This window comes from Allobosea sp. P4_C6, from assembly GCF_056402015.1.
On the sequence record NZ_JBFUIF010000002.1, the window covers coordinates 234,524 to 246,606 of the forward strand.

Sequence of the window (12,083 nt, forward strand, 5' to 3'; positions counted from 1 at the left end):
GCATGCGCATAGGGTGGGGACGCGACCTTGCGCAGATGGCTGATCGGAACGGGACTGGTGATCCTCGCTGCGGCCGGCGGCTACTGGGCGCTGCGCCCTGCCGGCGGCAACGCCAATGAGCCGGCCTATCGCACCGCGGCGCTCGATCGCGGGCGGATCACGGCGGCGGTGCGCGCCACCGGCACGCTGACCCCGGTCACCACCGTCCTCGTCGGCTCGCAGCTCTCCGGCCAGATCGTCGAGATCCTCGCCGACTACAATTCGCAGGTGAGGGCCGGCCAGATCGTCGCCCGCCTCAACAGCGACCAGATCAAGACGCGGCGCGACGCCGCCCAGGCCGATCTTGAACAGGCCAGGGCCGATCTCCTGGTCAAGCGCGCCCAGCTGGATCGCGCCCGCACCGCCCGCACAAAGGCCGACTCGGTAATCCGCGACCTCGAGGCCCAGCGCGACCGCACCACCGCGCAGCTCACCGACGCCAAGCGCACCTTCGAGCGCCAGAACGAGCTGTTCAACCGCAGCACCGGCTCGCAGCAGAACCTCGACACCGCGCGGACGCAGGTCGAGATCCAGACCGCGAGCCTCGCCTCGAACGAGGCCCAGCTCACTTCGGCCCGCGCCGAGCTCAAGGGGCTCGATGCCGACATCCAGCTCGCGGAGGGGCAGGTTCAGTCCGGCCAGGCGATGATCGGCAGCCGCGAGGCCAAGCTCAAGGACATCCTGATCGACCTGGAGCGCACCGATATCCGCTCGCCGGTGGACGGCGTCGTGGTCCAGCGCCAGGTCGATCTCGGCCAGACGGTCGCGGCCTCGCTCTCCTCGCCCACCCTGTTCCAGATCGCGCAGGACCTGCGCGTCATCGACATCTACGCCAATGTCGACGAGGCCGATGTCGGCCGGCTGAAGCCCGGCCAGCCAGTCTCCTTCAGCGTCAACGCCTATCCCAACCGCACCTTCCAGGGCCGCGTCGAGATGGTCAGGCTCGGCGCGCAGACCATCCAGAACGTCGTGACCTATACCGGCGTCGTCCGCGTCGAGAACCGCGACATGGCGCTGCTACCCGGCATGACCGCCAATCTGCAAGTCGTCACCGAGGACCGGGCCGATGCGCTGCGCGTGCCCAACGCCGCCCTGCGCTTCCGCCCGGCCGGCGCCGCCGCGCCGCTTCCGGCCGCCACGGCAGACGCCGCCTCCGAGGGGCCGGCGAACGAGCGCGGCCCCCGCGCCGGCACCGCCTTGCGCGAGCGGATCGAGACCGAACTGCAGCCCACCGCCGAGCAGAAGCAGGCGATCGCCGAGATCCTCAGGGAACGCCGCGGCAACCGCGAGGCGATGGCGGGCCTCTCGCCGGAGGAGCGGCGCGCATCCTTCCGCGCCGCGCGGGCGGAAATCGTCGCCAGGATTGCCGCCGCCCTCGATCCCGAACGTCGCGTGAAGTTCGAGGCCCTGATGCAGGAGGGCGGCCGCGCCGCGCAGCGCCAGGGCATTCCCGGCCGCGTCTATGTCCTCGACGAGGCCGGCCAGCCCAAGCCGGTGCCGGTGATGCTCGGCCCGACCGACAGCGCCTTCACCGAGCTCCTCGGCGGCGACATCAAGGACGGCACCCAGATCGTGGTCGGCGGCGGCCCGCGCCTGACGACGGCGCCGGAACCGCCGGTTTCCCGCGCCCGCGGGCCGCGGCTGTTCTGATGCGGGACATGATGACGAGAGCCGTCATTCTCGGGCGAGGCACAGCCTCGACCCGAGAATCTCGTCGAAGAGATGCTCGGGTCAAGCCCGAGCATGACGAGCACTTTCGCGCGGAGGCACGACCATGCCCCTGATCGAAACCCGCGATCTCTCCCGCGTCTACGATCTCGATTCCGGCCGCGTCACGGCGCTGGACCGGGTCTCGCTCGCGATCGAGGCCGGCGACCTCGTCGCGGTGATGGGACCTTCCGGCTCGGGCAAATCGACCTTCATGAACCTGATCGGCTGCCTCGACCGGCCGAGTGGCGGGCACTACGTACTCGACGGCGTCGCGGTCGAGACCCTGTCGAGCGATGGGCTCGCGGAGCTACGCAACCGCAAGCTCGGCTTCGTCTTCCAGCAGTTCAATCTGCTGCCGCGCATCGACGCCTGCGCCAATGTCGAACTGCCGATGGTCTATGCCGGCGTGCCTCGTGCCGAGCGGCGCCGGCGCGCGCTCGCTGCGCTGGACCGTGTCGGCCTGGCGGAGCGCGCGCATCACCGCCCGATGCAGCTCTCCGGCGGCCAGCAGCAGCGTGTCGCCATCGCGCGCGCCCTCGTCAACCAGCCGCGCCTGTTGCTCGCGGACGAGCCGACCGGCGCCCTCGACAGCCGCACCGCGCTCGAAATTCTCGCCCTGTTCCAGGATCTGAACCGCGAGGGCGTCACCGTCGTGCTCGTCACCCATGACGGCGAGGTCGCCCGCCATGCGCGCCGCCTGATCCGCTTCCGCGACGGGCACCTGCTCAGCGATATCAGGCAGGAGCCCGCCGATGCGCGCAGCGCTCTCGCAGCGCTCGATGCCGGCTTGCCGGAGGAAGCTTTGCCGGAGGTCGCGGCATGAGCCTCGTCGAAGCGATCCGTTCCGCCCTGTCCGCCATCGGCGCCAATGCTCTGCGCTCGGCCCTGACAATGCTCGGCATCATCATCGGCGTCGCCGCCGTCATCGCCATGGTCGCGATCGGCTCAGGCGCCCGCGAGCGCGTCACCGGCCAGATCAAGTCGCTCGGCGCCAACCTCGCCATCATCCAGTCCGGCAACGTCACGCAGGGCGGCGTCAGGCTCGGCGCCGGCGCCTCGTCGACCCTCACCGACGAGGATGCCGCCGCGATCCTGAAGGAGGTCGAGGACGTCACCGCTGCCGCCCCGGTCATCTTCACCCGCGCCCAGGCGGTCTATGCCGGCACCAACTGGTCGACCCAGATCACCGCGACCGATCTCGACTTCTTCGCCGCCCGCGAATGGGACATCGCCGAAGGCCGGCTGTTCGAGCCCGAGGAGCTGCGCAAGGGCGAGATCGTCGCCGTCATCGGCCAGACCGTGGCGCGCAATCTCTTCGGCGAGGAGAACCCGCTCGACCAGCAGTTCCGCATCCGCAACGTGCCCTTCAAGGTCATCGGCGTGATGGCATCCAAGGGCCAGTCGGCGCTGGGGCAGGACCAGGACGACGTCATCTTCGTGCCGCTCGACACCGGCCGGCGCCGCATCGTCGGCCGCAACTATGCGCGCGACCGCTCGGTGCAGAGCATCATGGTGAAGTTCGCCAATGAAGAGGCGATCAACCCCGGCATCGCCGAGGTCACCGCCCTGCTGCGCCAGCGCCACCGCCTGACGGAGGATCAGGAGGACGATTTCATCGTCCGCAACCTCACCGAGATCGCCAACACCGCGACCGCGGCGGCGACGACGCTGTCCTGGCTGCTCGCGGCGGTTGCCGCCGTTTCGTTGCTGGTCGGCGGCATCGGCATCATGAACATCATGCTGGTCTCGGTGACCGAGCGCACCCGCGAGATCGGGCTCAGGCTCGCGGTCGGCGCCCGCCAGAGTGCGATCCTGACCCAGTTCCTGATCGAGGCGACGACGCTGGCGACGATCGGCGGCGCGGCCGGCGTAGCGCTCGGCATCGCAGCGGCGTTGGGCATCGCCCATATCGCCGGCTGGCCCTCGGTGATCTCGATCCAGACGATCCTGATCGCGGTCGGCGTCTCCGGGCTGATCGGCGTCTTCTTCGGCTTCTATCCGGCCAGGCGCGCCGCGAAGCTCGATCCGATCGAGGCGCTGCGGCGCGAATGAATCGCCGCCTTCCGCGCAAGGGCGCAAAGGTCCCTTAACGGACCGCCCGTAGGGTTGCCCTATCGGCAGGCAGGAGCGGCACCTTGAACAGCCATCAACTCGTGGCAGCGGCACGGCCCCTCTACGACCGCGCCGTCGCGTCGGCCGCCATCGGCGCTTGGGAATGCAATCTCGCCAACGAGACGCTGAGCTGGACCGATGGTGTCTATGATCTTTTCGGCCTGAAGCGCGATTCCGCGATCTACCGCAGCGCGACGCTCGATCTTTATGAGGATCGCTCGCGTCGCGAGATGAACCAGCTGCGCAGCACGGCCATCAGCACCGGCCAGGGCTTCGCGCTCGATTGCCGGATCAGGTCCGCGGCGGGCGAGAAGCGCTGGATGCGACTCGTGGTCGGCGTCGGCCATCAGCACGGCCGGCCGATCCGCATTTTCGGCTCGAAGCAGGACGTCACGGCCGAGAAGGGGCTGTGGGCCGAGGTCGCGGCGCTGGCGCGTACGGAAGCCCCGGTCGGCCTGCAAGCCCATCGCGGCCTGACCGATCTGCTGCGCCAGTTCCGCTACGAGCGCGGACGGGACATCGAGCGCCTCGCTGTCGCCGTCTTCGAGATCGATGGCTTCCGGGGCGTCCTCGAAAACTATGGCAAGGCGGCCGGCGACGCCCTGCAGCATTGCGTGATCGAACGGCTGAAGCGGTTTTTCCCCGATGCCCTGGCGGTCGAGCCGGTCTGTCCGGGCACATTCGCGCTGCTGCTGCGGATGCCGGGCGACCGGCACTATCTGAGCACCGTGCTCGACGGCACGCGCCGCCTGCTCTGCCGCCCGATCTCGCACGGCGCGCTCGTGGTGGACTTCACCGTGTCGATCGGCGCCGCCCTGCTGCTGCCGGGCGGCCATCGCGAGCCGCAAGAGGTCTTCGCCGAGGCCGAGGCGGCGCTCCATGTCGCCGGCATGGCGGGCGGAAACTGCGTCCGCGTTTTCGACGGCCCGGTCGCAGCCTCGCGCCTCAAGGCCAGCTTCGCCTAGAGCACCGCCTGGCCCGCTTCCTGAGAGCTTGCTGGATTTTGACGGAACCACGGCGTCATTCCGGGGCTTCGCGTCAGCGAAGAGCCCGGAACCATGAACGCGGGGTCAAACGAGAAGACCCGTCGGATCGGCGCGCTTTTGGATGAGCTGTCGTGTTCATGGGTTCCGGGCTCGGGCCTGCGGGCCCGCCCCGGAATGACGGCGCGGTTCCGTATCAAATCAGCAGGGCCCTAGACCAGCGCCTTGATGAAGATGATCGATCCGTCCTGTCCCCGGCCCATGTCGCGCCAGCCATGGTGGCAATAGAAGCGTTCGGCCCGCGTGTCCGATCCCGTCGTCAGCCAGGCCTGTGCGTGGCCGGCCGCCACGAGCCCGGCCAGCGCCGCATCGAGCAGGGCTTGGCCATGGCCGCGCCCCTCATGGGCCGGATCGACGAACAGCGCCCAGACCAGCCCGGTCTGATGGTTGGCGCAGGTGAAGGCCACGACCTCGCCGGCCTCCTCCGCCACCAGGAAGATGGCGTGCTCGCGATACCAGTCGACCTCCTCGGGCGTGACCAGCCTCGGATCGCTCAGGACGTTCTCGTGCACGCCCATGCGGATGGCGTGGATGCGCGCGTTATCGGCAAGGGTCGCTTTGCGGATCATTGAGGGTCGCCCCGCCGCTCAGCGCTTGCGCACGAATTCGGTGCGCAGCACCAGACCCTTGATCGAGTCGTGGCGGCAGTCGATCTCTTCGGGATTCTCGGTCAGCCGGATCGAGCGGATCACCGTGCCCTGCTTCAACGTCTGGCCCGCACCCTTGACCTTGAGGTCCTTGACCAGGACGACGGCATCGCCATCGGCCAGCACATTGCCGGCGGCATCGCGCACCTCGACATGCCCGGCAGCAGCGGCGGCCGCTGCCACCTCGGAGGCCGGACGCCATTCGCCCGTCGCCTCGTCGTAAACGTAATCGTCATCGGCCATGCCGCACTCCCTGAAAGTCGTGAGGGTGGCCTTAGCGCCCGCCGCGCCGAAACGGAACCTCTCCGTCATTCCGGGGCGGCCCGCAGGGCCGAGCCCGGAACCCAGAACCGATGCGCTCGGGAATTTGGGCACGGAGCTATTAGCGCCTTCACGAAGCACGACATCGGTTCTGGGTTCCGGGCTCATGGCGTTGCCATGCCCCGGAATGACCGCGAGCGTAATCCGACCGCTACTCCGCCGCCTGTAGCCGATAGGCGGCGGTGTCGTAGTTGAGGATCGGCGCCAGCCAGCGCTCCACCTGCTCGATGCTCATGCCCTTGCGCTCGGCATAATCCTCGACCTGGTCGCGCTCGACCTTGGCCACGCCGAAATAATAGGCGTCGGGATGCGAGAGATAGAGGCCCGAGACCGAGGAGCCCGGCCACATCGCGTAGCTCTCGGTCAGCTTGACGCCGACGCGCCGCTCCGCCTGCAGCAGCTCGAACAGCGTCGCCTTCTCGGTATGGTCGGGCTGCGCGGGATAGCCGGGCGCGGGGCGGATGCCCTGATACTCCTCGCGGATCAGATCCTCGTTGGAGAAGGACTCGTCGGGCGCATAGCCCCAGAACTCCTTGCGCACGAGCTGGTGCATCCGCTCGGCGAACGCTTCCGCGAAGCGGTCGGCCAGCGCCTTGACCATGATCGAGCGGTAATCGTCGTTGTCCCGCGCGAACTTCTCGGAGATGCGCTCTTCCTCCGCACCGGAGGTCACGACGAAAGCGCCGATATAGTCCGGTGCCACGCCTTCCGGCGCGACGAAGTCGGAGATGCACATATTCGGCTTGCCGTCGCGCTTGGAGAGCTGCTGGCGCAGGCCGTGGAAGGTCGCGAGCGTGTCCTGCCGGCTCTCGCCGGTATAGAGGCGGATGTCGTCGCCGACGGCATTGGCCGGCCAGAAGCCGACGACCGCCTTGGGGTTGAACCAGCGCTCCTCGACGACGCGCTTCAGCATCGCCTGCGCATCCTCCCAGAGCGCGCGCGCCGCCTCGCCCTGCTTCTCGTCCTCCAGGATCGCGGGGTAGCGGCCCTTCAGCTCCCAGGTCTGGAAGAACGGCGTCCAGTCGATCACCGGCACGAGGTCGGCGATGTCGTAGGTGCGGAAGACGCGCGTGCCGAGGAAGCTCGGCTTCGGCGGCGTGTAGTTGCTCCAGTCCGGCTTGAAGGCGTTGGCGCGCGCCTTCGCCAATGGCAGGCGCTGCTTGTCGGCCTCCGAGCGGCGATGCGCGGCAGCGACCTTGGCATATTCCGCCTTGATGCCGTCGACATAGGCCGGCTTCTGGTCCTGCGAGAGCAGGCTCGACACCACGCCGACCGCGCGCGAGGCGTCGGTGACATAGACCGTCTGGCCCTTCTCATAGGCCGGGTGGATCTTCACCGCCGTATGGACCCGGCTCGTCGTCGCCCCGCCGATCAGCAGCGGAATGTCGAAGCCCTCGCGCTCCATCTCGGAGGCGACGGTCACCATCTCGTCGAGCGAGGGGGTGATCAGGCCGGACAGCCCGATGATGTCGACGTTTTCCTTGCGGGCGGTGTCGAGGATCTTCTGGGTCGGCACCATCACGCCGAGGTCGATGACCTCGTAATTGTTGCACTGGAGCACGACGCCGACGATGTTCTTGCCGATGTCGTGGACATCGCCCTTCACCGTCGCCATCAGCACCTTGCCGGCTGCCGAGCGCTCGGAGCCGCCATTCAGGCGCTTCTCCTCCTCCATATAGGGCATGAGATAGGCGACGGCCTGCTTCATCACGCGGGCGGACTTCACCACCTGCGGCAGGAACATCTTGCCCGCGCCGAACAGGTCGCCGACCACGTTCATGCCGGCCATCAGCGGACCTTCGATGACGTGCAGCGGCTTGTCGGCCTTCAGCCGTGCCTCTTCGGTGTCGACATCGATGAATTCGGTGATGCCGGCGACCAGCGCATGCTCCAGCCGCTTCTCGACCGGCAGCTCGCGCCAAGCGAGGTCCTTGCCCGAAGCCGCGACCGAGCCGTCGCCCTTGAAGCGCGGTGCAGCCTCCAGCAGCCGCTCGGTCGAATCCTTGCGGCGGTTGAGGACCACGTCCTCGCAGAGCTCGCGCAGCTCGGGGTCGAGATCGTCATAGGAGCCGAGCTGGCCCGCATTGACGATGCCCATATCCATGCCGACCTTGATGCAGTGGTACAAGAATACCGAATGCATGGCCTCGCGGACCTTCTCGTTGCCGCGGAACGAGAAGGACAGGTTCGAGACGCCGCCCGAGATATGGGCGTGCGGCAGGGTCTCGCGGATCGTCTTCGTGGCCTCGATGAAATCGTTGCCGTAATTGTCGTGCTCCTCGATGCCGGTCGCCACCGCGAAGATGTTCGGGTCGAAGATGATGTCCTCGGGCGGGAAGCCGATCTCCTCGGTCAGGAGCTTGTAGGCGCGCGTGCAGATCTCGATCTTGCGGGCATAGGTGTCGGCCTGGCCCTTCTCGTCGAAGGCCATGACGACGACGGCCGCGCCGTAGTTGCGGCAGATGCGGGCATGTTCGAGGAAGGCCGCCTCGCCCTCCTTCATCGAGATCGAGTTGACGATCGGCTTGCCCTGAATCGTCTTGAGGCCCGCCTCGATGACATGGAACTTCGAGGAATCGACCATGATCGGAACGCGGCTGATATCCGGCTCCGAGGCGACGAGGTTGCAGAACTCGGTCATCGCCTTCTCGGAATCGAGCAGGCCCTCATCCATGTTGATGTCGATGACCTGCGCGCCGTTGCCGACCTGCTCGCGCGCCACGTCGAGCGCAGCCGCATAGTCGCCGGCCGTGACGAGCTTCCTGAACTTGGCGGAACCGGTGACGTTGGTGCGCTCGCCGATGTTGACGAAGGGGATGGTCTCGTCGAGCGTGAAGGGCTCCAGCCCCGCGAGCCTGAGATAGGGCTTCACCTCCGGCATCTGGCGCGGCGCCTTGCCGGCGACGGCCTCGGCGATGGCGCGGATATGGTCCGGGGTGGTGCCGCAGCAGCCGCCGACGACGTTGACGAAGCCCGCATCGGCGAATTCGGCGAGCATCGTCGCCGTCGCTTCCGGGCGCTCGTCATAGAGGCCGAACTCGTTGGGCAGGCCGGCATTGGGATAGGCGCAGACCAGCGTGTCGGCGACGCGCGACATGTCCTTGATATGCGCGCGCATCTCGCGTGCGCCCAGCGCGCAATTGAGGCCCACGGTCAGCGGCGCGGCATGGCGCACCGCGTTCCAGAAGGCCTCGACCGTCTGGCCCGAAAGGGTGCGGCCGGAGAGATCGGTGATCGTCCCGGAGATCATCACCGGCAGGCGGATGCCCCGCTCGCGATAGACCTCCTCGATCGCCACGATCGCGGCCTTGGCATTCAGCGTGTCGAAGATCGTCTCGATCAGCAGCAGCTCGGAGCCGCCGTCGATCAGGCCCCTCACCTGCTCGGCATAGGCGTCGCGCACCTGGTCGAAGGTCACGGCACGGAAGCCGGGATTGTTCACGTCCGGCGAGATCGAAAGCGTGCGGTTGGTCGGGCCGATGGCGCCGGCGACGAAGCGGCGGCGCCCGTCCTCGGTCTGGGCGATCGCCGCCGCCTCGCGGGCGATGCGCGCGCATTCGACGTTCAGCTCGTAGACCAGCGCCTCCATGCCGTAATCGGCCTGGGCGATCGAGGTGCCGGAGAAGGTGTTGGTCTCGACGATGTCGGCGCCCGCCCGGAAATAGGCGAGGTGGATGTCGCGCAGCGCGTCCGGCAGCGTCAGGGCGATCAGGTCGTTGTTGCCCTTGAGGTCGTGGTTCCAGCCCTTGAAGCGCTCGCCGCGGAAATCCGCCTCGGTGAGCTTCAGATCCTGGATCTGCGTGCCCATCGCGCCGTCGAGCACGAGGATGCGCTGCCGTGCGGCCTCGCGCAGCGAGCGATCGATCTCGGCCCCATCGACCGGGGCTGCCTTGAAGTCAGTCATAGGCTTACTCCGCCGCCACCGCCTGCGCCGCCGGCTTCTCGGGCTTCAAGCCGACGAGATGGCAGATGGCATAGACGAGGTCGGCCTTGTTCATCGTGTAGAAATGCAGGTCGCCGACGCCTCGGTCGATCAGGTCGAGCACCTGTTCGGCGCAGACGGCGGCGGCCACCAGCCGGCGCGTCGCGGCATCGTCTTCCAGCCCCTCGAAGCGATCGGCCAGCCATTGCGGCACGCTGGCGCCGGTCTTGCGGGCGAAATTCGCCGTCTGCTTGAAATTCTGAACGGGAACGATGCCGGGCAGGATCGGGATCTCGATGCCCTTCGCGCGGACCTTGTCGAGATAGCGGAAATAGACGTCGTTATCGAAGAAGAACTGGGTGATAGCCCGCGTCGCGCCGGCATCGACCTTCTTCTTCAGCGCGTCGATATCGGCATCGAGCGAGGCCGCCTCCGGATGCTTCTCCGGATAGGCGGAGACCGTGACCTCGAAATCGCCGATGCGCTTCAGGCCCGCGACGAGATCAGAGGTCTGGTCATAGCCCTCCGGATGCGGCTCGTAGGTCGTGCCGAGGCCGCCGGCCGGGTCGCCGCGCAGCGCCACGACATGGCGCACCCCGGCATCCCAATAGGAGCGGATGACATCGTCCACTTCCGCCCGCGAAGCGGAGACGCAGGTCAGATGCGCGGCCGGCTTCAGCCCGGTCTCCTCGACCATGCGCTTGACGGTGGCGTGGGTGCGCTCACGGGTGGACCCACCGGCGCCGTAGGTCACCGAGACGAAGCCCGGAGCGAGCGGCTCGAGCCGGCGCACCGATTCCCACAGCGCGACTTCCATCTCCGCCGTCTTGGGCGGGAAGAACTCGAAGGAGACCCGGGGGCGGCGTGTGCCGTGACGGCTGGGGCGAAAGGCGTTCATCACGCAACCTCGAAATCGATCGTACGAACCGGGGGATCGGCCTGGACGCGCCGGTCGCGTCCGCGCCAGAGCATGACCGGAAGCTGGCCGGAGCCGCCATCGGCCAGGGTGACTTCGCGGGAAAGGTCGCAGGCGAGGCCTGCCTCGGCGAACCAGCCCGCGATCTGCACGCGCGAGAAGCCGAGCCGGCGATGCGCATGCTCGGTCCGCAGGAATTCCATGTCGTGCGGGGCGAAATCGACGACGATCAATCGCCCGCCCGGCGCCAGCATCGCCGCCGCCTCGCGCACGGCGCGTGCGGGATCGTCGAGGAAGTGCAGCACTTGATGGATGACGACGAGGTCGAAGGAGCCGCGCGCGAAGGGCAGCGCGTAGATGTCGCACTGCCTGAGCTCGACGCGCGAAAGCCCAGCCTGCTCCAGATTGGCGCGCGCCACCGCCAGCATCGCATGGTTGGCGTCGACGCCTACGGCGCGGCCGAACTTCGGCGCGATCCGCTCCAGCATCCGGCCGGTGCCGGTGCCGAGATCGAGCATGGCGCCGGGTGTGCCCTCGCCGACCGCCTCCTCGACGGCCGCCTCCACGGCATGGTCCGGCACATGCAGGCTGCGCAGCCGGTCCCAGTCGCGCGCGACGCTGGCGAAATAGCTCTGCGCCGCCTCCGCCCGCGTCGTCCGCACGGCGGCGAGCCGCTCGCGATCGGCGGCGAGCACCGGGTCACTCAGATCGAGCCATGCGGCGAGCGAAGCGGCGAAGGCGCCGCCCGGCCCTGTCTCGTCGAGCCGGAAGAAGGCCCAGGCCCCCTCGCGCGAGCGCCGGACCAGCCCGGCCTCGGCCAGAAGCTTGAGATGGCGCGAGATGCGCGGCTGCGATTGGCCGAGGATATCGGTCAGGTCCGAAACCGAGAGCTCGCCCTCGGACAGCAGCGCGAGAATGCGCAGGCGGGTCTCCTCGCCCGCGGCCCGCAAGCCGGCGAGAAGCACATCGGAGGACAATGCCGTCGGCTGCCGCACGCGTTCGCACTCCCTCGGCTCGAGAAAAAGATATAAAGATATCTTTATGTCAAAAGGACTGTTCGTGCAAGCGGATTATCGTGCGGAAAACAGGACGGAGCGAATGGGGCCTACCGCCGCAAAATACGGCATCAGGGCCGTTGCCACGTCATGCTCGGGCTTGACCCGAGCATCTCGATCAGAAAGGGCGCAGGAAACTCCTGAAGCATGAGATGCTCGGGTCAAGCCCGAGCATGACGCCTCGGCCCGGCGGCGCCGCTGAGCCCAAACTTATCCCCGCCCCGCGAACCCATGCCTATCCTGCGCGCGTCCTATCCGACCGAGGGGCTTCGCGAGGCATCGTGGGCCGGATGGGATTGCGGGCTTCGCGTCCCGGAC

9 protein-coding genes are annotated in these 12,083 nt (G+C 67.9%); 4 read left to right on the forward strand and 5 right to left on the reverse strand.

Annotated elements, in window-relative coordinates; all coding sequences use genetic code 11:
- Window positions 1-27 precede the first annotated feature (27 nt).
- From AC1DVA_RS02835 to AC1DVA_RS02850, 4 genes are all read left to right on the forward strand, one after another.
- Window positions 28-1,689, forward strand: a complete 1,662-nt coding sequence (locus AC1DVA_RS02835; RefSeq protein ID WP_265054189.1) for an efflux RND transporter periplasmic adaptor subunit — start codon at window positions 28-30, stop codon at window positions 1,687-1,689.
- A 124-nt stretch (window positions 1,690-1,813) separates the two neighbouring features.
- Window positions 1,814-2,572: an ABC transporter ATP-binding protein gene (locus AC1DVA_RS02840; protein ID WP_265054190.1), complete on the forward strand. Its 759-nt coding sequence runs from the start codon at window positions 1,814-1,816 to the stop codon at window positions 2,570-2,572.
- Window positions 2,569-3,801: an ABC transporter permease gene (locus AC1DVA_RS02845; protein WP_265054191.1), complete on the forward strand. Its 1,233-nt coding sequence runs from the start codon at window positions 2,569-2,571 to the stop codon at window positions 3,799-3,801. Before AC1DVA_RS02840 ends, AC1DVA_RS02845 begins: the two co-directional genes overlap by 4 nt.
- Before the next feature lie 83 nt (window positions 3,802-3,884).
- Complete coding sequence (locus AC1DVA_RS02850; protein WP_476804889.1) at window positions 3,885-4,826, forward strand: sensor domain-containing diguanylate cyclase; 942 nt, start codon at window positions 3,885-3,887, stop codon at window positions 4,824-4,826.
- Window positions 4,827-5,056: 230 nt separating this feature from the next.
- On the opposite strand, the gene AC1DVA_RS02855 is transcribed toward AC1DVA_RS02850, so the two are convergent.
- From AC1DVA_RS02855 to AC1DVA_RS02875, 5 genes are all read right to left on the reverse strand, one after another.
- Complete coding sequence (locus tag AC1DVA_RS02855) at window positions 5,057-5,473, reverse strand: GNAT family N-acetyltransferase (RefSeq protein ID WP_265054193.1); 417 nt, start codon at window positions 5,471-5,473, stop codon at window positions 5,057-5,059.
- A gap of 18 nt (window positions 5,474-5,491) precedes the next feature.
- Window positions 5,492-5,794, reverse strand: coding sequence for an alkylphosphonate utilization protein (locus AC1DVA_RS02860; protein WP_265054194.1), 303 nt, complete (start codon window positions 5,792-5,794; stop codon window positions 5,492-5,494).
- 229 nt (window positions 5,795-6,023) lie between these two features.
- The gene (gene metH, locus AC1DVA_RS02865; RefSeq protein WP_476804890.1) at window positions 6,024-9,776 is read right to left on the reverse strand and encodes a methionine synthase; all 3,753 of its coding nucleotides are present in this window, start codon (window positions 9,774-9,776) and stop codon (window positions 6,024-6,026) included.
- Between the two features lie 4 nt (window positions 9,777-9,780).
- Window positions 9,781-10,692, reverse strand: coding sequence for a methylenetetrahydrofolate reductase [NAD(P)H] (gene metF, locus AC1DVA_RS02870; protein WP_265054196.1), 912 nt, complete (start codon window positions 10,690-10,692; stop codon window positions 9,781-9,783).
- Window positions 10,692-11,705, reverse strand: a complete 1,014-nt coding sequence (locus AC1DVA_RS02875; RefSeq protein ID WP_265054197.1) for an ArsR/SmtB family transcription factor — start codon at window positions 11,703-11,705, stop codon at window positions 10,692-10,694. Before AC1DVA_RS02875 ends, metF begins: the two co-directional genes overlap by 1 nt.
- Between the last annotated feature and the right edge of the window lie 378 nt (window positions 11,706-12,083).